General features: G+C 66.2%; 20 protein-coding genes and 2 tRNA genes. 13 read left to right on the top strand and 9 right to left on the bottom strand.

Going from position 1 to position 21,499, the window contains the following annotated elements:
- Position 1: 1 nt before the first annotated feature.
- From BTH42_RS16245 to BTH42_RS16235, 3 genes are all read left to right on the top strand, one after another.
- Positions 2–77: transfer RNA gene (locus BTH42_RS16245), tRNA-Glu, on the top strand.
- Positions 78–159: 82 nt separating this feature from the next.
- Positions 160–236, top strand: a tRNA-Asp gene (locus BTH42_RS16240).
- A 164-nt stretch (positions 237–400) separates the two neighbouring features.
- The gene (locus BTH42_RS16235; protein WP_075301153.1) at positions 401–865 is read left to right on the top strand and encodes a GNAT family N-acetyltransferase; all 465 of its coding nucleotides are present in this window, start codon (positions 401–403) and stop codon (positions 863–865) included.
- Positions 866–973: 108 nt separating this feature from the next.
- On the opposite strand, the gene BTH42_RS16230 is transcribed toward BTH42_RS16235, so the two are convergent.
- On the bottom strand, positions 974–1,885 hold the full coding sequence (locus BTH42_RS16230) for a helix-turn-helix domain-containing protein (RefSeq protein ID WP_075301151.1): 912 nt from the start codon (positions 1,883–1,885) through the stop codon (positions 974–976).
- 197 nt (positions 1,886–2,082) lie between these two features.
- On the opposite strand from BTH42_RS16230, the gene BTH42_RS16225 reads away from it, so the two are divergent.
- Positions 2,083–2,484 carry a gamma-glutamylcyclotransferase gene (locus BTH42_RS16225; RefSeq protein ID WP_075301149.1) on the top strand — a complete coding sequence of 134 codons (402 nt, stop codon included), beginning with the start codon at positions 2,083–2,085 and terminating at the stop codon, positions 2,482–2,484.
- Positions 2,485–2,694: 210 nt separating this feature from the next.
- Here the strand turns inward: BTH42_RS16225 and aceB are convergent, their stop codons facing one another.
- Entirely contained in the window at positions 2,695–4,287 is a 1,593-nt protein-coding gene (gene aceB, locus BTH42_RS16220) for a malate synthase A (RefSeq protein ID WP_075301147.1), read from the bottom strand.
- A gap of 83 nt (positions 4,288–4,370) precedes the next feature.
- A complete protein-coding gene (locus tag BTH42_RS16215) occupies positions 4,371–5,213 on the bottom strand; it encodes a haloacid dehalogenase type II (protein ID WP_075301145.1) in 843 nt (280 codons plus the stop codon).
- Positions 5,214–5,374: 161 nt separating this feature from the next.
- On the opposite strand from BTH42_RS16215, the gene BTH42_RS16210 reads away from it, so the two are divergent.
- Positions 5,375–6,277, top strand: a complete 903-nt coding sequence (locus BTH42_RS16210) for a LysR family transcriptional regulator (protein ID WP_075301143.1) — start codon at positions 5,375–5,377, stop codon at positions 6,275–6,277.
- Between the two features lie 184 nt (positions 6,278–6,461).
- Positions 6,462–6,896: a universal stress protein gene (locus tag BTH42_RS16205; protein ID WP_075301141.1), complete on the top strand. Its 435-nt coding sequence runs from the start codon at positions 6,462–6,464 to the stop codon at positions 6,894–6,896.
- A 268-nt stretch (positions 6,897–7,164) separates the two neighbouring features.
- Here BTH42_RS16205 and aceA read toward each other — a convergent pair whose 3' ends face one another.
- From aceA to BTH42_RS16190, 3 genes are all read right to left on the bottom strand, one after another.
- Positions 7,165–8,469, bottom strand: a complete 1,305-nt coding sequence (gene aceA, locus BTH42_RS16200) for an isocitrate lyase (RefSeq protein WP_143752088.1) — start codon at positions 8,467–8,469, stop codon at positions 7,165–7,167.
- Between the two features lie 405 nt (positions 8,470–8,874).
- Positions 8,875–10,503 (bottom strand): DEAD/DEAH box helicase, encoded by a 1,629-nt coding sequence (locus tag BTH42_RS16195; RefSeq protein WP_075301137.1) that lies wholly within the window; start codon positions 10,501–10,503, stop codon positions 8,875–8,877.
- Positions 10,504–11,010: 507 nt separating this feature from the next.
- The gene (locus tag BTH42_RS16190; RefSeq protein ID WP_075301135.1) at positions 11,011–11,280 is read right to left on the bottom strand and encodes an acyl-CoA-binding protein; all 270 of its coding nucleotides are present in this window, start codon (positions 11,278–11,280) and stop codon (positions 11,011–11,013) included.
- 166 nt (positions 11,281–11,446) lie between these two features.
- On the opposite strand from BTH42_RS16190, the gene tsaB reads away from it, so the two are divergent.
- Genes tsaB through BTH42_RS16170 form a run of 4 tightly spaced genes read left to right on the top strand, consistent with a single transcriptional unit; the run spans position 11,447 to position 14,955 of the window.
- Positions 11,447–12,268 carry a tRNA (adenosine(37)-N6)-threonylcarbamoyltransferase complex dimerization subunit type 1 TsaB gene (tsaB, locus tag BTH42_RS16185; RefSeq protein WP_075301133.1) on the top strand — a complete coding sequence of 274 codons (822 nt, stop codon included), beginning with the start codon at positions 11,447–11,449 and terminating at the stop codon, positions 12,266–12,268.
- Positions 12,265–12,759 carry a ribosomal protein S18-alanine N-acetyltransferase gene (rimI, locus tag BTH42_RS16180; RefSeq protein WP_075301131.1) on the top strand — a complete coding sequence of 165 codons (495 nt, stop codon included), beginning with the start codon at positions 12,265–12,267 and terminating at the stop codon, positions 12,757–12,759. The genes tsaB and rimI overlap by 4 nt, the downstream gene beginning before the upstream one ends.
- Positions 12,746–13,915, top strand: coding sequence for a uracil-DNA glycosylase family protein (locus tag BTH42_RS16175; protein WP_075301129.1), 1,170 nt, complete (start codon positions 12,746–12,748; stop codon positions 13,913–13,915). Before rimI ends, BTH42_RS16175 begins: the two co-directional genes overlap by 14 nt.
- Complete coding sequence (locus BTH42_RS16170) at positions 13,912–14,955, top strand: DUF1853 family protein (RefSeq protein WP_075301127.1); 1,044 nt, start codon at positions 13,912–13,914, stop codon at positions 14,953–14,955. Before BTH42_RS16175 ends, BTH42_RS16170 begins: the two co-directional genes overlap by 4 nt.
- A 6-nt stretch (positions 14,956–14,961) precedes the next feature.
- Here the strand turns inward: BTH42_RS16170 and thiD are convergent, their stop codons facing one another.
- Both thiD and lplT read right to left on the bottom strand, forming a co-directional pair.
- On the bottom strand, positions 14,962–15,768 hold the full coding sequence (gene thiD, locus BTH42_RS16165) for a bifunctional hydroxymethylpyrimidine kinase/phosphomethylpyrimidine kinase (protein ID WP_075301125.1): 807 nt from the start codon (positions 15,766–15,768) through the stop codon (positions 14,962–14,964).
- Between the two features lie 142 nt (positions 15,769–15,910).
- On the bottom strand, positions 15,911–17,218 hold the full coding sequence (gene lplT / locus BTH42_RS16160; RefSeq protein ID WP_075301123.1) for a lysophospholipid transporter LplT: 1,308 nt from the start codon (positions 17,216–17,218) through the stop codon (positions 15,911–15,913).
- Between the two features lie 218 nt (positions 17,219–17,436).
- On the opposite strand from lplT, the gene alr reads away from it, so the two are divergent.
- The 3 genes from alr (at position 17,437) to BTH42_RS16145 (ending at position 20,320) form a co-directional block, all read left to right on the top strand.
- Positions 17,437–18,507, top strand: coding sequence for an alanine racemase (alr, locus tag BTH42_RS16155; RefSeq protein ID WP_075301121.1), 1,071 nt, complete (start codon positions 17,437–17,439; stop codon positions 18,505–18,507).
- A 3-nt stretch (positions 18,508–18,510) separates the two neighbouring features.
- Positions 18,511–19,887 (top strand): DNA repair protein RadA, encoded by a 1,377-nt coding sequence (radA, locus tag BTH42_RS16150; RefSeq protein WP_075301119.1) that lies wholly within the window; start codon positions 18,511–18,513, stop codon positions 19,885–19,887.
- Between the two features lie 154 nt (positions 19,888–20,041).
- Positions 20,042–20,320: a DUF2866 domain-containing protein gene (locus BTH42_RS16145; RefSeq protein WP_075301117.1), complete on the top strand. Its 279-nt coding sequence runs from the start codon at positions 20,042–20,044 to the stop codon at positions 20,318–20,320.
- A gap of 83 nt (positions 20,321–20,403) precedes the next feature.
- Here the strand turns inward: BTH42_RS16145 and BTH42_RS16140 are convergent, their stop codons facing one another.
- The gene (locus BTH42_RS16140) at positions 20,404–21,483 is read right to left on the bottom strand and encodes a CaiB/BaiF CoA-transferase family protein (RefSeq protein ID WP_075301178.1); all 1,080 of its coding nucleotides are present in this window, start codon (positions 21,481–21,483) and stop codon (positions 20,404–20,406) included.
- Between the last annotated feature and the right edge of the window lie 16 nt (positions 21,484–21,499).

Genomic DNA, 21,499 nt, shown 5'->3' with positions numbered 1-21,499 from the left:
TGTCCCCTTCGTCTAGAGGCCTAGGACATCACCCTTTCACGGTGAGTACAGGGGTTCGAATCCCCTAGGGGACGCCAGAACATCGGCGTCGTTCGGTTGGAAGTTTGAACGGTGCAGTAGGCAAGCGGATGACCCCATTTGCCACGGTGCAAAAAATCTGGAGCGGTAGTTCAGTTGGTTAGAATACCGGCCTGTCACGCCGGGGGTCGCGGGTTCGAGTCCCGTCCGCTCCGCCAGATTTGGAAAGCCCACTTCGAAAGAAGTGGGCTTTTTTTATTTCCGCCGCCGTTATTGCACTCGCATTTCGCCGCGCCTGTCCCGCGTGGCTCCGGACAAACAGCCATTGCCAGCGCGCGCGGGCTGTTTTACCGTTGACCCGGTTCATCTCCGCACTCCCGCCATGTTCGATCCCACCGAAGCTCCGTCACCGTTCCATCTGCGCACGGCCAGCATCGACGATTTCGAGTTTGCCGAGGCGCTGACACGCAACAACATGGGCGGCTACTATCGCCGGCATCATCTGGTGTGGCGCAGCGATCTGTTTCTCGGCAGCTGGCGCGAGTCGGAGAATTTCATTCTCGAAGTGGACGGCGTGCCGATGGGCGTGCTGCGTATCACCGAAGAGGGCGATTCGCTGCATATCCGCGACGTGCAGATCGCCGAAGGCTATCGACGGCTCGGCGCGGGGACCTTTCTGCTCGACATCTCGCATCAGTGGGCGCGTGAACGCGGGCTGCGCGAATTGCAGCTGCGCGTGTTCGTCGATAATCCGGCGGCCCGGCTGTATCAGCGCAAGGGCTATAAGCTCGCCGGGCCACGGCTCGCGCAACTCGGTGCGATTCGTCATCTGGCAAGACGGGTTTGATGCGGGTTTTTGGGCGCGCCGAACGCTGGTCGCGTTAGCGCTCAACGGCTAGGCGTGCATGCCGGAGCAGATGTAGGCACCGATGAACGCGCCGCCGTCATTAATTATCTAGCGTTCGCCAACAGCAGCCGGGTTCGCGTGCCGTTGCGCCGCTTCCTCACCCGTTTCCTCGTCCGTTTCTCCGCCATCGGGTTCGCCGTTCTCCGCGCGATGCTCGGCGCCGCGTTCGATAAACGCGCGCGGACTGGTCCCGAACGCGCGCCGGAACATCGCCGAAAACGCACTCTGGCTCTGATAGCCCAATTCCTGCGCGACATGGGAAAGCGGGCGTCCCTGGCTCAACAGCGGAATCGCGCGCGCGAGAATCGCCTGCTGGCGCCACTGCGAAAAACTTACGCCGAGTTCCTGGCGAAACAGTCGCGCGATCGTGCGGGTGCTCGCACCGACCTGCGCGGCCCATTGTTCGAGCGACTCGCCGTGCGTCGGGTCCGCGATCACCGCCTCGCACAGCGCGCGCAAGCGCTTTTCGCTCGGCATCGGCACCGACAGCGGCAGCGGTTCCGAGCGCGTCAGTTCATCGAGCGCGAGCGCGCCCAATAACTGCTCGCGCGTCGCCGACAACGCGCTGGTATCGAGCGCGGCAATCACTTCGCGCAGCAGGTTCGACACTTCGACCACGCGCGGCGTATCGAGCACGGCCGGGACCGCGTTCTCGGTGATATAGAGCGTGCGCAAAAACGCATCCTCGACCGAGACCACCTCGTGCGTGACGTGCGGCGGCAGCCAGATCGCGCGCGACGGCGGCACCATCCACGTAGTGCCCACGGTCGCGACCCGCAGCACGCCGCGCGACGCATACGCGACCTGCGCCCACGCATGCGTATGACGCGCGATGTGCGAGCCGGCCGGCATCGGCCGCGAGCGGACCCGGATCGGGTGGGTCGCGTTCGGCGCGAACTCGGGCGGGATGTCGGCGAAGCTGTCGTGGCTGAGCAGATCGGAGTCGGCGGACGAGGTCATGGCGAGGGTCGGTCGGGACAGGGCGGTGGGGCGGGCGTGCGCCGCGGTGCGGCGGGTGTCGGCCGCCGGAATTCACCGCCGGGGCTGCCAATCATTGTAGAGGGTACCTGCCCAGCGTGACCAACCGGCGAGCGGACCGATGCATAATGTGCCGGTTGTCCCAGCCAGCCACCTCTCACCCAGGAGACCTCACGACGATGCAGACCGTCTTTGTCTATGGCACGCTGCGTGCCGGTGAAACCAATGACATCAGCGAAGCCGCCGCACGCAACGACGTGCCCGCGCCGACACTGCTCGGCACCACGACCGTGCGCGGCCATCTGTTCGACTTCGGCAATTACCCGGGCCTCGTCGTCGACGAAGCGGGCGTCGAGGTACTCGGCGATGTCTATGAAATCGACGATGCGCTGGTCGCGGTGCTCGATGAAATCGAAGCGGTGTACCCGGGCGTCGAGGACCGCTTCCTCGCGCGCGAGGTGATGGTCAAAGTGGACGGCAGCGTCGTGAACTGCCGCTTCTATCCGGTTGCGCCGAACGCGGTGAAGGGCTTGCCGGAAATCCGCTCGGGCGATTGGGTCGAGCATCGGCGCACGCGCTGAGCGCAGGTACAGCGGCGTGGCGGCGCAAGATGCAAGATGCAAGATGCAAGATGCAAGATGCAAGATGTCGCGCGCCACGCGGCCAGCAACGAAAAAGGCGCGCCGGATTCGCATCCGGCGCGCCTTTTTTCAACTCGCTAGTTACGATCACACGATCAGATCAGACCAGACCAACTCGCCAGCGCCCGACCCGCATGATCGTCCGCCCGCTCAAAGCTCCTCATAAAGCGGCAGCGTCAGAAAGTCGGTGAACTGCTCCGCGGTCGACATCTGTTCGAAGATCTGCGCGGCACGCTCATACGGCTTCGTGTCGCCGCCGACCGTCTGCCTGACCTTCTCCAGTTCCTGCACCGACAGCTCGCGCACCAGCTCGACCGTCACCTTGCGGCCGTCGTCGAGCTTGCCCTTCGGCGAGCGGATCCACTGCCACACCTGCGAGCGCGAAATTTCCGCGGTCGCCGCGTCTTCCATCAGGTTGTGAATCGGCACGCAGCCGTTGCCCGCGAGCCACGAGCCGAGGTAGTGGATGCCGACGTTGATGTTGTTGCGCAGACCCGCTTCGGTGATCGGCGTCTCCGGACGGAAGTCGAGCAGGTCGGTCGCGGTCACCAGCACGTCGATGCGCTGCTTGTCGATCTGGTTCGGCCTGTCGCCGAGCACCTTGACGAACTCTTCCATCGCGATCGGCACGAGGCCCGGATGCGCGACCCAGCCGCCGTCGTAGCCGTCGCCCGCGTCGCGCGCCTTGTCGGAGCGCACGCCGCCCATCGCCTTGTCGTTCGCGGCCGGATCGTTCTTGATCGGGATCAGCGCGCTCATTCCGCCGATCGCCGGCGCATGGCGGCGATGGCAGGTCTTCAGCAGCAGCAGCGCGTACGCGCGCATGAACGGCGAGGTCATCGTGATCTGCGAGCGGTCGGCGAGGCAGAAGTCGCGATCGGCCTTGAACTTCTTGATCGCCGAGAAGATGTAGTCCCAGCGGCCCGCGTTCAGGCCCGAGCTGTGTTCGCGCAGCTCATACAGGATCTCGTCCATTTCGAACGCGGCGACGATCGTCTCGATCAGCACCGTCGCGCGAATCGTGCCGCGCGGCACGCCGACCGCTTCCTGCGCGGCGACGAAGATGTCGTTCCACAGCCGCGCTTCCAGATGGCTTTCCATCTTCGGCAGATAGAAGTACGGGCCCGAGCCGCGCGCGATCAACTCCTTCGCGTTGTGCACCATGTACAGCGCGAAATCGAAAATGCCGCCCGACACGCGCTTGCCGTCGACCAACACGTGCTTCTCGTCGAGATGCCAGCCGCGCGGACGCACGATCAGCGTCGCGGTCTTGTCGTTGAGCCGGTACGACTTGCCGTTCTGTTCGAGCGAAATCGTGCGGCGCACTGCGTCCTTCAGATTGATATGACCGGTGATCTGGTTGTCCCAGCTCGGCGCATTCGAATCCTCGAAGTCGGTCATGTAGGAGTCCGCACCGGAATTGAGCGCATTGATGATCATCTTGCGCTCGACCGGCCCCGTGATTTCGACGCGCCGGCATTGCAGATCCCGCGGCAGCGGCGCGATGCGCCAGTCGCCTTCGCGCACGCTCTTCGTGCTGGCGAGAAAATCGGGGCGTTCGCCGGCATCGAGTCGCTTCGTGCGCTCGACGCGCGCCTGCAGCAACTGCTGGCGGCGCGGCTCGAACGTGCGATGCAGCGCGGCGACGAGCTCGAGCGCTTCGCGCGTGAGGATCGCTTCAAAGCCGGGCTTGATCTCGCCGGTGATTTCCATGCCCTGCGGCAGCGATAGCGTGTTCGTCATGTAGTTCTCCTTGGTCGGTCGGATTGCAGAAATGCGAAGGTTGAAAAAAAAGTGTCGTGGTGGGTGAAAGGCAGTGAACGCTGTCATGCGCGCGGGCCGGCGCGCTTGCGGTTGCCACTGTCTGGAGATTGGGTCGAGCGGGTGCCGCGCCGGCGAGCCGAGGCCGAGGCAGATGATGCCGGCGCCGTTGCAGCGAGCGTTTGCAGAAAGCTCAGCAGATCGTGCATGCCGCCGCCGATGCCGTGCGGCGCGACGCCGAGCTCTTCTACGGGCAGCTTCTGCCGGTTCAGCCAGAACGTCGTGAAGCCGAACCACGTCGCGCCAGCGACGTCCCAGCCGTTCGACGACACGAACACGATCTCGCGCGCGGTTACCCCGAATGCCGCGGGGCCGAGCGCATAGGCGGCGGGCGAGGGCTTGTACGCGCGCACCGCGTCGACCGACAGCACGTGGTCGAACAGTCCGCTCATCCCCGCGCTCTTGACCGCGATGTCGAGCATCTGCGGATTGCCGTTCGACAGGATCGCCAGCCCGACGCGCGGTGCGTCGGTGGCATCGGCGGCATCGCGCAGCGAGCGCAGCACCGGCACCGCGTCGGGAAACGCGGACAGGCACGCGTATTCGTCCATCAGACGCTTTTCGGCCGCGCGGCCGAGCGTCAGCTGAAGTTTCTTGGCGGCGAAGCGCAGCGCGTCGAGCGTGATGTCCCAGAACGGGCGGTAGTGCGCGCCGGGCGCATCGGGCGGCGCGGCGAGCGTGCGCAGTTGCGTGTACTCGATCTGCTTCTGGCGCCACAGCTGCGACAGCGCATCGCCGTGGCCGGGGAACAGTTGTTCCGCGGCGGCGAGCACCGAATGCACGTCGAAGAGCGTGCCGTACGCATCGAAAATCACTGCTCGCGGGGTAGGTGTCGTTGTGGCCGACATTGCCGTGCGCTCCATTCAGAGGTCGGGAACGATTGTATTGGTGACATCTGCAACCTAAAAATAGGCTAAAGATCACTTGATATTTTACTTTCATCCACCTAATCTGGCGCGCACCGGGTACTTTTACGCTCACCTCTTCGCCGGCGCCGCGCGCATCGTTCATGGACCGTTTCAAGCAGATCGAGACTTTCGTCACCGTCGCCGCGCGCGGCAGCCTGTCCGCGGCGGCGCTCGCGGAGGGCGTCGCGCCGGCGATCATCGGCCGCCGTATCGACGCGCTCGAGGAGCGCCTCGGCGTCAAGCTGCTGGTGCGCACGACCCGCAAGATCACGCTGACCTTCGAGGGCTCGGCGTTTCTCGAAGACTGCCAGCGCATCATTCACGACATGCAGAACGCCGAGGCCAGCGTGTCGGCGGGCGGCGTGAAGGCGAGCGGCCATCTGCGGCTGTCGGCGCCGGCCGGCTTCGGGCGGCGCCACGTCGCGCCGCTGGTGCCGGCATTCACGGTCGCGCATCCGGACGTGTCGATCACGCTCGATCTGTCGGACCGCCTCGTCGATCTGGTCAACGAAGGCTTCGATTGCGCGGTGCGGCTCGGCGAGTTGCCCGATTCGTCGCTGGTGTCGCTGAAGCTCGCGGAGAACCGGCGCGTGTGCGTCGCGTCGCCCGCGTATCTGAATCGCCGCGGCGCGCCGCATAGCCTTGCCGAGCTCGCGCGCCACAACTGCCTCGCGCTCGGCGCGAGCGCGAACCAGCAGCGCGGCTGGATGTTCGAGCAGGACGGCAAGGTCGTGTCGATCAAGGTGTCCGGCACGATGGAATGCTCGGACGGCGCGGTGCTGCACGAATGGTGTCTGGCCGGGCATGGCCTCGCGTGGCGCTCGTGGTGGGAGGTCGGCGCGGAGATCGCGGCCGGCCGGCTCGTCAGCGTGCTCGACGAATTCGCCGCGCCGCCGATCGGCATTCACGCGGTGTTTCCGCAGCGCCGCCATCTGCCGCTGCGGGTGCGGCTGTTTCTCGACTTTCTCAAGCATACGTACGGCGAGCCCGGTTACTGGGATTGAACGAAGCGCGCGGCTGGAGCGAGGAAGATGCGCGTCGATGCGATCCGGCGTGGCGCCGTGCGCCGCGACGTCAGCCCGATTTGTCCCCGCGTTCGCACGCACTACAATCGATGCGAGCAGCCCGCACGCGGGGCTTCGTCGAACGCTGACGCCGGGTTGCGCGAAGCCGGCGACGGAGGACATCATGTTCACGCACATCCTGGTTCCAACCGATGGTTCGGATCTGTCACGCAAGGCGATCGCGGGCGCGATCGATCTCGCGCAAGCGGTGGGCGCGCGCGTCACCGCCTACGCGTGCCTGCCGCAATATCCGTACTCGCCGTTCTCCGATGTCGCGGTCGAGCCGCCCGGCGAGTTCCTGCAACGCAGCGAGCGCGAAGCGCGCGTGCATCTGCGCGAAGTGGAGTTCGCCGCGCACCGCGTTGGCGTCAGCGTCGAGAGCCGCACCAGCGTGCATCCGGCGCCTTACCTCGGGATCATCGAGGCGGCCGAGCAGGGCGGTTGCGACGTGATTTTCATGGCCTCGCATGGGCGGCGCGGACTCGGCAGCCTGCTGATCGGCAGTGAAACGCAGCGGGTGCTGACGCATACGAAAATTCCGGTGATCGTGTATCGCTGAGAGCGTGGGCGCGGCAGCGGCGGCAACGCTCGCGAGATCGAAAAAAAACGCGCCGGCGGCAACGCCGGCGCGTTCAGCTTCGCCGCACGCTTGCTGCGTGCTGGCTTCTCTCAGACCCCGGCCGTTGGCGCTCGCCCGAAGACTCACTGCCAATCCGGGACGGCGCGGTCCTCCCTGATGCCGGCGGCGCGTCTCCCGGCGCCGCTCGGCGTTCTGCCAGTCGTTTCCGCAATCAGACCGCGGGGCCGCAAGGCCCAGCCGGTTGATCTCAGGCGACTTTCTTGTCGAAAAACTGCTCGTCTTCGGTCGAACCGTGCAGCGCGGTCGTCGACGCTTCGCGCTCCACCGTCTGCGTCACCGCGTCGAAGTAGCCGGTGCCGACTTCGCGCTGGTGCTTCACCGCGGTGAAGCCCTTTTCGGCTGCCGCGAATTCCGCCTGCTGCATTTCGACGAACGCGGTCATCTGGTTGCGCGCATAGCCGTGCGCGAGGTTGAACATCGAATAGTTCAGCGCGTGGAAGCCGGCCAGCGTGATGAACTGGAACTTGTAGCCCATCGCGCCGAGCTCGCGCTGGAACTTGGCGATCGTCGCGTCGTCGAGGTTCTTCTTCCAGTTGAACGACGGCGAGCAGTTGTACGACAGCAATTGGTCCGGGTACTCCTTGTGGATCGCGTCGGCGAATTTCTTCGCGAACTCGAGGTCCGGCTTGCCGGTTTCGCACCAGATCATGTCCGCGTACGGCGCATACGCGAGACCGCGCGAGATCGCCTGCTCGAGACCCGGGCGGGTGCGGAAGAAGCCTTCGACGGTGCGCTCGCCGGTCAGGAACGGGCGGTCGTTGTCGTCGATGTCCGAGGTCACGAGGTCGGCGGCTTCCGCGTCGGTGCGGGCGAGCAGCACGGTCGGCGCGCCCGATACGTCGGCGGCCAGACGCGCGGCGGTCAGCTTGGCGACCGCTTCGCGGGTCGGCACCAGCACCTTGCCGCCCATGTGGCCGCACTTTTTCACCGACGCGAGCTGGTCTTCGAAGTGCACGCCCGACGCACCCGCCTCGATCATCGCCTTCATCAGTTCGAACGCGTTCAGCACGCCGCCGAAACCGGCTTCGGCGTCCGCCACGATCGGCGCGAAGTAGTCGATATAGCCTTCGTCGCCGGGATTCTTGCCTTCCGACCACTGGATCTGGTCGGCCCGCGTCAGCGTGTTGTTGATGCGCTTGACCACCAGCGGCACCGAATTGGCCGGGTACAGCGACTGGTCCGGATACATTTCGCCGGCCACGTTCGCATCGCCCGCCACCTGCCAGCCCGACAGATAGATCGCCTTCAGGCCGGCCTTCACCTGCTGCATCGCCTGATTGCCGGTCAGCGCGCCGAGCGAGTTCACGAACGGCTCGCTGTTCACGGCGGCCCACAGCTTTTCGGCGCCGCGCTTCGCGAGCGTGTGTTCAGGCTGCACGGAGCCGCGCAGGCGCACCACGTCTTCGGCCGTATAGGTACGCTTCACACCTTTCCAGCGCGGGTCGGTTTCCCATTGCTGCTTCAGTTGCTGCACCTGCTGTTCGCGGGTCATGGTCATGATGTGCTCCTTCGATGCCTGTCATGGAGGATGGTGACTCTGTGATCTCGAAGCGGTTCAAGCCCGGTGGGGCGTTCCGTTTCGCGAAGTCTTGTATAAGAGTCTAGGCAAATCGATGGAGCCGCAACAGGCGCGGCAAAGCGTTTTCTCAATATTTATTTTGATATGGAATCAAGGGCTTGAAATTGCCGTTTCGCGATGAGAAACGAGATTTTCCCTCTTGCAACGCCTCTCGTTGTGCCGTGCAGCATGATTTTTTACGACACAAAAAAATTTTTTACATCGTGAAATTTGGGGTGGCGAAGCGCGGGACGAAAAAAAACCGGTGCCTGAGCACCGGTTCTTCTCTGACTGGCGGACGGCGCAAAGCCGTCCGGGTCTGTTACACGCTAGAGGCGTTTAGCTGCCGCGACGCGCGGTACGCGGACCGTCGTTGCGGCGCGCGCCGTAACCGTCACGCGAGCCGTAGCCATCGCGCGAACCGCCGAAGCCTTCGCGCGAGCCGTAGCCGTCGCGCGAACCGCCGTGGCCTTCACGCGAACCGCCGGCCGGCTTGTTGCCCCAGCTGTTGCCATTGCCGTTGCCGCTACCGCTGCGCGAACCGCCGTAGCCACCCGGCTTGCCCGAACCGCTGCCGAAGCGACGGCCGCCGTTACCGCCGCCCGGACGACCGCGGCCACCGAAGCCAGGACGGCCGTTGCCCGAAGGCGGCGCCTTGCGCGGCTCGAAGCCTTCGACGACGTTGACCGGCAGCGGCGTGCGCACGAAGCGCTCGATACGCTTGAGCGCGCCCTGTTCGGCGTGATGCACGAGGCTCACGGCGACGCCCGAGCGGCCCGCGCGGCCGGTACGGCCGATACGGTGCACGTAGTCTTCGGCGAACTTCGGCAGGTCGTAGTTGAACACGTGCGTGATGCCGGGGATGTCGATACCGCGAGCCGCGACGTCGGTCGCGACCAGCACGCGCACGCGACGCTCGCGCAGTGCGCGGATCGTGCGGTTACGCGCGCCTTGCGGCAGGTCGCCGTGCAGCGCGGCCGATTCGAAACCGGCGTCGGCCAGACGGCCGGCCAGCTGGTCGGCGTCCATCTTGGTTGCCGTGAACACGATTGCCTGGTCGAGGCCTTCGGCGCGCAGCAGATGGTCGAGCAGACGATCCTTGTGATCGCGGTCGTCGACGTAGTGAACCGTTTGCGCGATGTTGGTGCGCTGTTCCATGCGCTGGACGATCTCGATCCGCTCCGGATCCTTCAGCAGACGGCCGGTCAGCGAACCGATCTTGCCGTCGAGCGTGGCCGAGAACAGCATGGTCTGACGGGTAGCCGGCGTTTCGGCGACGATCGTGTCGATGTCGTCGATGAAGCCCATGTCCAGCATGCGGTCAGCTTCGTCGAGCACGAGAATCTGCAGTTGCGACAGATCGATACGGCCGCGCTCGAGGTGGTCGATCAGACGGCCCGGCGTGGCGACGAGGATTTCGGGGTTCTTCGCGAGCAGCATCAGCTGCTGGCCGTAGGCGACGCCGCCCAGAATGCTGACGGTGCGCAGGCGCTTCAGGTGCTTGCCGTAGGTTGCCGCGGCGGTCGTGACCTGCATCGCGAGTTCGCGGGTCGGGGTCAGGACCAGCATGGTCGGACGCGCGACCGGCTGCGGACGGCGGCCACGGCCGCCATCGGCCGGACGCGGCTCGCGCGGCTGGCTTGCCTGGGCTTTTTGCAGTTGAGCGAAACGCTCGATGGCCGGCAGCATGAATGCCGCGGTCTTGCCCGAACCGGTCGGGCTGGAGACCAGCAGGTCGCGGCCGGCGATACCGGCCGGCACCGCGCGTTGCTGCACCGGCGTCGGGTGTTCGTAACCAGCAGCGGTCAGCGCGGAAACGACGTCCGCGGACAGACCGAGCGACGCGAACGTAGGCTTGCCGTCTTCGGCGGGCGCGGCTGCCGCAGCGACTTCCGCTGCGGGGGCGAGACCGAGTGCTTCGTCGGCGATGGCGTTCAACGGGCTGCTGGGGGTATTGCTCGAAGTCATGTGAATCCTTGAAAACGATCCTGGGGAGGTTCGTGAAATAAAAACGTCAACGCCAATCGGCATACCCAAGTCGTCGGATTCAGCGAGCAAAGAAGCAGCGAGCAAATCGCAAAACGGGGGCAACTCGCGACAATGAAGGCGAGTTTTTAGTTAGAAGCTGTATCGGATGCGACGTGCCGAAATGGCAAGCCGCCAGCCTGGGACTTGAGCCCGTAGGGGGCTAGGCAGAAGGGGACAGGTTCTAAACTGGATTGGAGCAAACGCTATCGGACGCTGCGCTGCGAGGGCCACGTGAAAAGCAGGCAAAGCAGTGAAGCGCAGGCGGCATTATATAGAGATTTGCTGCACTGCGCCACTGTTAGCACTAGTCCGATAGAAAAAAGTGCCGGAATGGTATGAGGAGAGGGCCGGCGACACGATGCTCCTGTCGCCGGCAGAGCGCCGCGTAACGCTGCCGCACCAGCCGGAGCGGGCTTCGCGCGGCGGGTTAGCGCACTCGGGACGGCCTCAGGCCGCCGCGCCGCTCTTCAGCGACTCGACGAGTTCCACGTATTGCTGCTTCGCAGCGTCCTGCGCGGTGCCCTTCAGCGCGGCCCATGCGTCGTACTTGTATTTGCCGACGATGTCGGTAAAGCCCGGTTTGTCGCCGTGCACGTCGCCTTCGCTTGCCTGCTTGAAGAGTGCATACAGACGCAGCAGCGTCAGATTGCCGGGACGCTCCGGCAGTTGCTTGACGTCTTCCTGAGCTTGCGTGAATTGCGTATTGATATCGGTCATGGTGATGTGCCCGCGAGACGGGATTGGGAATAGATCGGCCGAAAATCATAACAACGGAGCGGCGCCGCTGGATCGAGGGCTTATTCCAAACATCGACGGTTCCGCGGTCCGGCGATGCACCGGCAAACCACCATCCGCGCGCACCGCGCCGATTACAATACGCTCCATGACTCAAACCGTGCTCCTTGCCCTCGATACCTCGACCGAATTCTGTTCGGCGGCGCTGCTCTGCGCGCCGGCCGATACCAGCGGTCAGTCCACCGCCGAACCCCGCATCTGGCTGCGCCACGAACCGACCGGCGCGGTCTCCAGCACCCGCCTGTTGCCCGCGATCGCCGAACTGTTCGACGAAGCCGGTCTCGCGCTGGCCGATTGCGATGCGATCGCGTTCGGCTCCGGCCCCGGCTCGTTCACGGGCCTGCGCACCGCGACCGGCGTGGCCCAGGGCCTCGCGTTCGGCCTGAACGTGCCGGTCGTGCCGGTCGGCACGCTGCTGATCTGCGCCGAGAGCGCGCGCCTGCGCGATCCGTCGACGACCCGCGTGCTGGCCGCGCTCGATGCGCGCATGGACGAAATCTATTGGGCCGACTACGCGTGGGACGAAGCGGGGCACGAATGGCGCACCGTGCAGGGCGCGTCGCTCGATGCGCCGGAGCGGCTGGTGCTGCCCGATGTGCCGTTCACGCTGGCCGGCAACGCGGCTGCCGCGTTCGGCGCGCGGCTGCCGGCGGTGGCCGCCGCGCGTAGCGTCGACGGCGAGGCGTTGCCGCATGCGGGACCGCTCGCATACGCGGCGCTGCGCGCGTTCCGCGCGGGCCGCACGGTGCCCGCCGATCAGGCCGCGCCCGAGTACGTGCGCAACAAGGTCGCGCAGACCACCGCCGAGCGGATGGCCGGGAAAGCGGCCAAGGCGGAGCAGGCCGCCCAGCGTTCGTCCGACGGCGGCGGCGCAGCGGCGCATGGTCCCCACGACGAGGCGCGCCGATGAGCGGCGTGCTGCTCGCGGACCGCTACATGTCGCCGATGACCGACAGCGACCTGGACGAGGTCGCCGCGATCGAGAAGCTCGCCTACGAGTTTCCGTGGAGCCGCGGCAATTTCGGCGACTCGCTGCGCAACGGCTATTTCGGCGTCTGCCTGCGTCATGTGACGGGTGCGCTGATCGGCTATTGCGTGCTGATGCCGGTCGTCGATGAAATGCATCTGCTCAATCTGTGCGTGACGCCGACCGCGCAGGGCGCGGGCGCGGGTCTCGCGTTGCTGCGCGAGGCGGTGCGCATTACCCACGCCGAAAAGCTCGACGGGCTGCTGCTCGAAGTGCGGCCGTCGAATCATCGTGCGATCCGTCTGTACGAACGCTTCGGTTTCGCGACGATCGGCCGGCGCAAAAATTATTATCCGGCGCGGCATCGCGCGCGGGAGGACGCGATCGTGATGCGTCTGTCGTTTGCCACGGAGGGCGCAGATGGCGCTGCATGAATCGGTGCTCGAGGAATTCGGCCTCGCGCCAATGTGGGTGCGTCGCGGGATCGCGACGCGGGAGGAGGCGCAGGTCGTTGCGCCGGATGCGTCGGTGAATCAGGCGCGCGGTGCGGTGGCCGGGCAGGTGGCTCAGGAGGCGATGTCGGCGCAAGCGGGTGATGCGCTGCAATCGCGTCAAGAGCATTACGACGGTGAACGCCGCGGGGCGTCAGCGCCGCCGGTGGCGCGCGAAACGCAGCGTGCAGCCGGAGCAGAAATGCAGCCGCCGGCAGCTGTGGGTCAATCGCAGCGCGCGGCGAGGGCCGAACCGCAGTCGTCCGCAGCATCCCGCGAATCGCAGCGCACAGCGGAGGCGGAATCGCAAGCACCGGTAGCGCCGCGAGCCTCTATGCAACGGGAACAGGAACCTGCGTCGCACCGCGCGGCCTCGCCCACGCAAGCACCATCCTCCGAACCGCCAAACTTCGATATCCCCCCCGACGACGACTTCGCCTGGTTCGATGACCCCGGCGCACCCGCGCCGGCCTCCGCCGAAATGCGCGGCGACGCGCCCGCATTACCGGCCGTCCATACGCTCGACTGGGATGCACTGGCCGCGCGCGTGTCCGGCTGCGAAGCGTGCCGGCTGTGCGAGAAGCGCACCAACACCGTGTTCGGCGTCGGCGATCGCGAGGCCGACTGGATGCTGGTCGGCGAAGCGCCCGGCGAGAACGAGGACCGCCAGGGCGAGCCGTTCGTCGGTCAGGCCGGCAAGCTGCTCGACAACATGCTGCGTTCGCTCACGCTCGCGCGCGGCACCAACGTCTATATCGCGAACGTGATCAAGTGCCGGCCGCCCGGCAACCGCAATCCGCAACCGGACGAGGTCGCGCGTTGCGAGCCGTATCTGCAGCGTCAGGTGGCGCTCGTGAAGCCGAAGCTGATCGTCGCGCTGGGCCGTTTCGCCGCGCAAAGCCTGCTGAAGACCGACGCGAGCATCTCGTCGCTGCGTGGTCGCGTGCATGCGTACGAGGGCGTGCCGGTGATCATCACGTATCACCCCGCGTATCTGCTGCGCAGTCTGCCGGACAAGGCGAAGGCGTGGGCGGATCTGTGCCTCGCGCGCGATACGTGGCTCGCGAACGGCGGCACGCCGTCGACCGAAGCAAAGTGACGACGCCCGACCGGCCGGCGGCGCCCGCTGGCCGCGCGACGCTCGTCGATACGTTGCTGGACGGCCAGCAGCCATTGCGCGACCCCGCGGTTCGCGATCTGGCGTGGCTGCTGTTCAGTGCCGATCTGTTGCGCCCGCAACTTCCGGCGGGCGCGCTCGCGCAACCGTTCGACACGCCGGGTGAATTGCACGCGACCGTCGCGTGGCTACGCACGCTCGACGCCACGCCCGAGCCGCTTCATCACGACCTCGCGGCAACCCGCATCACGCGTCTGGGCCGCTACGCCGAGCGGCTGCTCGGCTTCTTCCTGCAACACGGTCCGGCCGCGCAACTGATCGCCGCCGGCGTGCCGTTGCGGCGCGCGGGCATCACGCTCGGCGAATGCGATTTTCTGCTGCGGACCCGCCAGCACGCGCATCTGCATTGGGAACTGGCGGTGAAGTGCTATCTGCACGCGGGGGAGACGGGCAGTGCGGACGCTACCGTGGAGTCGGCGCAAGCGCGGCTCGCCGATTACGTCGGCCCCAATCTGAAGGATCGTTTCGATCTGAAGCTCGCGCATCTGCTCGATCATCAACTGCGTTTGAGCGCGCACGAAGCGTTCGGCTCGACCGGCTATGCGGGCGTGTGGACGCCGCAGATGTTCGTCAAAGGTTGGCTGTTTTACCGGCACGGCGGCGGCGCGGATGGAATGCCCGTTGACCCGCCCGAACTCGATCCCGCGCATGGCCGCGGCTGGTGGGTCACACGGCGCGACTGGCCGGCTTTCGCGGCCGCGCGGGCGGACCGCTGGCGCGCGCTGCCCAGGCTTGAATGGCTCGCGCCGCGCCATGACCGGCAACATGCGGAAGCAGGCAGCAACGCCGCCTCACAATACCTGGATGCCCGCACACTCGCCGCGCAGACCGCGAATCACCCGGGCCCGGTGATGGTCGCCGCGTTCATCGAAAACACCACGGGCGAACTGCTCGAACACTCGCGCGGTTTTATCGTCCCCGACGACTGGCCAGAACACGCGCGACGTTACGCACAGCAATAACGCCGCTTACCACCAGCGATAAAAATGATGCACCGGCCCGACGCCGCTACCGACGTCGAGCTTATCGCTCGCCTGCAACGCGCCGGTCAGATACAGCTTCGCATCGGCCACCGCGCTGGCCAGATCGCCGCGCTGCGGAATCAGCGCCGCGATCGCCGACGACAACGTGCAGCCGGTGCCATGCGTATTCTTCACCGGCACGCGCGGGCCGCCCAGACGCAGCGTGCCGCTCGCCTGCACGAGCCAGTCGGGGCTGTCGGCCGCGCTCAGATGGCCGCCTTTCATCAGCACCGCGCGCGCGCCGAGCGCGCGCAATGCGTCGCCCTGTTCGACCATGCCGGCTTCATCGGTGGCGCTCTGGGTGCCGAGCAGCGCAGCCGCTTCCGGCAGATTCGGCGTCAGCAGATCGGCGAGCGGCAGCAGCTCGTCGCGCACCGCCGCGACCGCGTCGGGCAGCAGCAGCGCGTGATTGCTCTTCGAGATCATCACCGTGTCGAGCACGATGTGTTTCGGTTTGTGGCGACGCAGCGCATCGGCGACCGCGCGCGCGATCGGCGCGTTCGCGAGCATGCCGATCTTCACCGCGTCGATGCGGATGTCGTCGAACACCGCGTCGAGTTGCGCGGTGATGAAGCCCGGGTCGGGTGCGTGAATCGCGGTGACGCCGCGGGTGTTCTGCGCGGTCAGCGCGGTGATCACGCTCGCGCCATACGCGCCGAGCGCGGAGAACGCCTTCAGGTCGGCCTGGATGCCGGCGCCGCCGCCGGAATCGGAACCGGCGATCGTCAGCACATTGGGAATCGGTTGGGTCATGGTCAAGCGGGGAAGAAAGAGGGGGCGCGCAGGGACTGCGGATGGAGCGCCGAGACGGCGCGGGCGGCTCGTTGCGATCGGCCGGAACCGCGCACCGAGGGTCCGGCTCGCGGTAACGGGCTCGCGGCAAGCGGCTCGCCGCTCAGTGCTTCGCTTCGCCGATCAGCGCGACCGAGTCGAACGCGCGCTGGTTCGCCTGGTGGCGCCGCATCACGAGCCACATCATCAGGCACACGAAGGTGCCGAACAGCACGATCACCGCGGTGACCGGCACGTCGAGCCACACCAGCACAGCGTACAGGCACAGCATCACCAGCACGGACAGATTCTCGTTGAAATTCTGCACGGCGATCGAATGGCCCGCCGACAACAGCACGTGGCCGCGATGCTGCAGCAGCGCATTCATCGGCACGACGAAGAAGCCCGACAGCCCGCCCACGATCATCAGGAACACATACGCGAACAGCAGATAACCCGGCACGTGCACACGGCCGAAATAGATGCCCCAGTGCGCCGGAAACAGCTCGCGCGTGTAGAACGCCATCAGCATCACCGCGATACCCATCATGACGCCGACCGGCAGCACCGACAGCGACTTCTTCAGCGGCACCCGCGAGGCCGCAAAAATCGCGCCGCCCGCGACGCCGACCGCCACCACCGCCTGCAGGATCGCCGCCTCGGACAGCGACATGCCGAGCGACACCTCGGCCCACTTCAGCACGATGAATTGCAGCGTCGCGCCCGCGCCCCAGAACAGCGTGGTCACCGCGAGCGAAATCTGGCCGAGCTTGTCGCGCCACAGCACGAGGAAGCAGTCGGCGAAATCGGTGATCAGGCGGATCGGGCCGTGTTCCTGTTTCGGGTAACGCGCGCCGGTGTCGGGAATCCGTAGATTGAACAGCGCGGCGATCACGTAGATGCCCATGATCACGAGCATCGCCGCTTCGGCCGGCGTATTGACGGTGGGAATATGCAGCTTGAGGATCGGCGCGGCGATATGCGGGCTGATCAGCGCGCCGCCGAGCACGGTGCCCAGAATGATCGAGCCGACCGTGGTGCCTTCGATCCAGCCGTTCGCGGCAACCAGCCGGTCAGGCGGCAGCAGTTCCGTGAGAATCCCGTATTTGGCGGGCGAGTATGCCGCCGCGCCGAAACCGACGATCCCGTACGCGAGCAGCGGATGCGCGCCGACCAGCATCGTCACGCAGCCGACGACCTTGATGGTATTGGTGACGAACATCACGCGTCCTTTCGGACGGGAGTCGGCGAAGGCGCCGACGAAGGCGGCAAGGACGACGTACGACAGCACAAAGAACAGCTTGAGCAGCGGCGTCATCCAGTTCGGAGCGTGGAGATCTTTCAGCAGTGCGATAGCAGCGATCAGAAGCGCATTGTCGGCCAGCGACGAAAAAAACTGCGCGGCCATGATGGTGTAAAAACCTTTTTTCATCTGATGCGATGCTGTCCTCGCTGCGGTCTGTCCGCCCCGGCCGTTTGCAGTGCGTCCGGGCTTATGCCGATCGAAATGGGTTGTGCGCACGGCTTTATATCATGAAAATAGCTGGATTCGGACTAGCAGAATCCTTGATCGCACCGCCCAGCGGGCCGCCGAGCGCCGAAAACGCCCGGTAAGCCGCTGATTCGCAAGTGTCTTTACGAAAATATCCCATGCCGCGCCCCCTCTCAGCCACGATTCATACCGCCGCTCTCGCCAATAATCTCGCCGTCGCCCGGCGTTATGCGCCGAAGTCGAAGATCTGGGCCGTCGTCAAGGCGAATGCGTACGGGCATGGCCTCGCGCGCGCGTTTCCGGGTTTGCGCGCAACCGACGGCTTTGGTTTGCTGGACCTCGAAGAAGCGGTGAAGTTGCGTGAATTGGGCTGGGCCGGGCCGATTCTTTTGCTGGAGGGTTTTTTCCGGCCGACCGACATCGACGTGATCGACCGCTACAGCCTGACCACCGCGCTGCATTCGGACGAACAGTTGCGCATGCTCGAAATGGCGCGCCTGTCCAAACCGGTCAATATCCAGTTGAAGATGAACACCGGGATGAACCGGCTCGGCTACACGGTCGAGAAATTCCGCGCCGCGTGGGAGCGGGCGCGCGCGTGCCAGGGCGTCGGCCAGATCACCCTGATGACCCATTTTTCCGATGCCGACGCCCAGCGCGGCATCGCCCATCAGATGGCCGCGTTCGAGCGCGGCGCGCAGGGCATTGCCGGCGCGCGCAGCCTCGCCAATTCGGCGGCGACGCTGTGGCATCCGGATGCGCATTTCGACTGGGTGCGCCCCGGCATCATTCTGTACGGCGCGTCGCCGTCGGGCGTGACGGCCGCGATCGAAGGCACCGGCCTGCAACCGGCGATGACCCTCGCGTCCGAACTGATCGCGGTGCAGACGCTCACCGAGGGCAGCACGGTCGGCTACGGTTCGGCGTTCACCGCGCGCGCGTCGATGCGCATCGGCGTGGTCGCGTGCGGCTACGCGGACGGCTATCCGCGCGTCGCGCCGGAAGGCACGCCGGTGATCGTCGATGGCGTGCGCACGCGGGTCGTCGGCCGGGTCTCGATGGACATGCTGACCGTCGACCTGACCCCGGTGCCGACCGCCAACGTCGGCTCGCGCGTCGAGCTGTGGGGCGCCGCGCTGCCGATCGACGACGTCGCGCAGGCCTGCGGCACGATCGGCTACGAGCTGATGTGCGCGGTCGCGCAGCGTGTGCCGGTTCGCGCGGAGTAACGCGTGGCGAAATCGAAGACGTTGTACGTTTGCAGTGAATGCGGCGGCCAGTCGCCGAAGTGGTCCGGTCAATGCCCGTCGTGTCAGGCGTGGAATACGCTGGTCGAATCGGTCGCCGAGGGTCCTTCGACCCATCGCTTCCAGTCGCTCGCGAAGAGCACGCCGGTGCGGCGCCTCGCCGATATCGAAGCGTCGGACGTGCCGCGCTTTACGACCGGCGTCAGCGAGTTCGATCGCGTGCTCGGCGGCGGTCTGGTGCCGGGCGGCGTGGTGCTGATCGGCGGCGATCCGGGTATCGGTAAATCGACGCTGCTGTTGCAGTCGCTCGCGGAAATCGCCGCGGACAAGCGCGCGCTCTATATCAGCGGCGAAGAGTCGGGCGCGCAGATTGCGTTGCGCGCGCAACGGCTGTCGCTGCTCGAACCCGGTTCGAAAGCGAGCGAGCTGCAACTGCTCGCGGAAATCCAGCTCGAAAAAATCCAGGCGACGATCGCCGAGCAACGGCCCGACGTCGCGGTGATCGACTCGATCCAGACCGTCTATTCGGATGCGCTGACGTCCGCGCCGGGCTCGGTCGCGCAGGTGCGCGAATGCGCGGCGCAGCTCACGCGTATCGCGAAGCAGTCGGGCACCACGATCATCATGGTCGGCCACGTGACCAAAGAAGGCGCGCTTGCGGGTCCGCGCGTGCTCGAACACATCGTCGATACGGTGCTGTACTTCGAGGGCGATACGCACTCGTCGTACCGGCTGGTGCGCGCGATCAAGAACCGCTTCGGCGCGGTCAACGAACTCGGCGTGTTCGCGATGACCGAGCGCGGTTTGCGCGGCGTCGCGAATCCGTCGGCGCTGTTCCTGTCGCAGCACGAGCAGTCGGTGCCGGGCTCGTGCGTGCTGGTCACCCAGGAGGGCACGCGCCCGCTCCTCGTCGAGGTGCAGGCGCTCGTCGATTCGGCCAACGCGCCGAATCCGCGGCGTCTCGCGGTCGGCCTCGAACAGAACCGTCTGGCGATGCTGCTCGCGGTATTGCACCGGCATGCGGGGATCGCCTGTTTCGATCAGGACGTGTTCCTGAACGCGGTGGGCGGCGTGAAGATTTCCGAGCCCGCCGCCGACCTCGCGGTGCTGCTCGCGATCCATTCGTCGATGCGCAACAAGCCGCTGCCGAAGGGGCTCGTGGTGTTCGGCGAAGTCGGCCTCGCCGGCGAAATCCGGCCGTCGCCGCGCGGGCAGGAGCGCCTGAAGGAAGCGGCCAAGCTCGGTTTCTCGATCGCGGTGATTCCGAAGGCGAATGCGCCGAAACAGCCGATCGAAGGCTTGCAGGTGGTGGCGGTCGAGCGCATCGAACAGGCGATCGACCGGGTCCGCACGCTCGAATAGCGGCGCGGGCTTCGGCGGGGGAGCGTGTCGCGCGCACGCCTTCCCGCTGTAACGATCAGTAAATATCTCCCTATTGGCTGTAACCTGGCCGCCATCTCTTTTTTCTAAGCTGTTGCGATATGCATCCCTGTGATGCCGGAAAAAGGATCGCGCTTTGAAACAGTCACATGAAACCCTGGCCGAGGGTCCTATCCAGGTGCGCGGCTGCCGGGTCTCCGCACCGATTCATCAACCGTGGGGCGGCGCCTGCCGGATCGTCGAGTGGATCGACACCGCCGGGCAGATCTCGCGGCGCGTGGTCGCCGAAGACGTGACCGCCGCCGAAGTCCGCGCAACGATCAGCCGCCACGTGGAAGGCCGCAAACACCTGCTCTACGACGACGAAAAAACCCCGCGCCAGGTGCTGCCGAGACAGACGGCGATGCGGCGTTGATGGTCTGAGTGCGCGGGCGCGGTGCGGTTTGACGCGCGCGCCGCGGGTGGTGGTTTGTGTGGGCGATGACGGTCGCCCGCCGTTTATCGCGGGCGCCAGTCGCGCTCGCCCGCGCTCCCGCTATCCGCTTCATCGGCACTCGCGCTTGCCGCCGCATACGCGTGCGGATTGAACAGCGGATGCTGCGCCGCTTCAGCCGGCGTCAATACCGGCGACACACAGCAATCGAGCGCCTCCAGCGACTCCACCCATTCGGCCAGCGTGCGCGTGCCGATCACACCGGCCAGTTCCTGCGTCAACGCCGCCGCATCGGGTCCGCCGATCGCCTGTCCCAAACTCCAGTGGCGCGTCGCCCATTCGGGCCGGTCGAGCGCCATGCACAGCGTTTCCCAGAATTTGAGCTCCAGCGCGCCGACCGCGAGCCAGCGTTGATCGCGGGTGCGATACAGGTTGTAGCAGGGCACGCCGCCGTTCAGCAGCCCGGCGCCGGCTGCGGGCGCGGCGCCGTCGTTGGCGAGCGCGACCTGCGCGACCACGTTGTGCGCGTAGCTCGCGTGCGTCATCGATACATCGACGAAGCGGCCTTCGCCGCCGCGCGCGACCTGCCACAGCGCGGCGAGAATCTGCGTGACCGCGGCGAGCGCGCCGCCGAGCAGATCGGCGATCTGAAAGTTCGGCAGGATCGGCGCGCCGTCGCGGCTCGCCAGCTGATCGAGTACGCCCGCGTAGCCGATGTAGTTCAGATCGTGGCCCGCATGATCGGCGAACGGACCGCTCGCGCCATAGCCGCTGATCGCGCAATAAACGAGCCGCGGGTTGGCCGCGCGCAGCGTGTCGTAGCTAAGGCCCAGGCGCTCCATCACGCCGGGCCGGAAGCTTTCTATCAGCACGTCCGCTTCCGCCGCGAGCGCGCGCAGCACGTTGCAGCCCGCCGGAGTTTTGAGGTCGAGACGGGTTTCGCGCTTGCCGCGATTGACCATCCGGTAAAACGCGCCGGGCCGCCCGGCGACGCGGTCGCTCGACGATTGCATCATCGTGCGGGTCGGGTCGCCCGCGCCGGGCGCTTCGATTTTCAGCACGTCGGCGCCGAGTTCGGCGAGCCGCAGCGCGGCGACCGGACCCGGCAGCAGGCGCGTCAGGTCGAGCACGCGCAGGCCTTGCAGCGGGGGCGGGGGAGCG

Source organism: Burkholderia sp. SRS-W-2-2016 (assembly GCF_001931485.1).
In the GTDB taxonomy this organism is placed as follows: Bacteria; Pseudomonadota; Gammaproteobacteria; order Burkholderiales; family Burkholderiaceae; genus Paraburkholderia.
Note: the sequence above shows the minus strand (reverse complement) of the source record. Positions and strands in the feature narration are given on the sequence as shown.

Coding starts and splice junctions, on each gene's coding strand:
- BTH42_RS16235 (WP_075301153.1), top strand. CDS start 401: ATGTTCGATCCCACCGAAGCTCCGTCACCGTTCCATCTGCGCACGGCC.
- BTH42_RS16230 (WP_075301151.1), bottom strand. CDS start 1,885: ATGACCTCGTCCGCCGACTCCGATCTGCTCAGCCACGACAGCTTCGCC.
- BTH42_RS16225 (WP_075301149.1), top strand. CDS start 2,083: ATGCAGACCGTCTTTGTCTATGGCACGCTGCGTGCCGGTGAAACCAAT.
- aceB (WP_075301147.1), bottom strand. CDS start 4,287: ATGACGAACACGCTATCGCTGCCGCAGGGCATGGAAATCACCGGCGAG.
- BTH42_RS16215 (WP_075301145.1), bottom strand. CDS start 5,213: ATGTCGGCCACAACGACACCTACCCCGCGAGCAGTGATTTTCGATGCG.
- BTH42_RS16210 (WP_075301143.1), top strand. CDS start 5,375: ATGGACCGTTTCAAGCAGATCGAGACTTTCGTCACCGTCGCCGCGCGC.
- BTH42_RS16205 (WP_075301141.1), top strand. CDS start 6,462: ATGTTCACGCACATCCTGGTTCCAACCGATGGTTCGGATCTGTCACGC.
- aceA (WP_143752088.1), bottom strand. CDS start 8,469: ATGACCCGCGAACAGCAGGTGCAGCAACTGAAGCAGCAATGGGAAACC.
- BTH42_RS16195 (WP_075301137.1), bottom strand. CDS start 10,503: ATGACTTCGAGCAATACCCCCAGCAGCCCGTTGAACGCCATCGCCGAC.
- BTH42_RS16190 (WP_075301135.1), bottom strand. CDS start 11,280: ATGACCGATATCAATACGCAATTCACGCAAGCTCAGGAAGACGTCAAG.
- tsaB (WP_075301133.1), top strand. CDS start 11,447: ATGACTCAAACCGTGCTCCTTGCCCTCGATACCTCGACCGAATTCTGT.
- rimI (WP_075301131.1), top strand. CDS start 12,265: ATGAGCGGCGTGCTGCTCGCGGACCGCTACATGTCGCCGATGACCGAC.
- BTH42_RS16175 (WP_075301129.1), top strand. CDS start 12,746: ATGGCGCTGCATGAATCGGTGCTCGAGGAATTCGGCCTCGCGCCAATG.
- thiD (WP_075301125.1), bottom strand. CDS start 15,768: ATGACCCAACCGATTCCCAATGTGCTGACGATCGCCGGTTCCGATTCC.
- lplT (WP_075301123.1), bottom strand. CDS start 17,218: ATGAAAAAAGGTTTTTACACCATCATGGCCGCGCAGTTTTTTTCGTCG.
- alr (WP_075301121.1), top strand. CDS start 17,437: ATGCCGCGCCCCCTCTCAGCCACGATTCATACCGCCGCTCTCGCCAAT.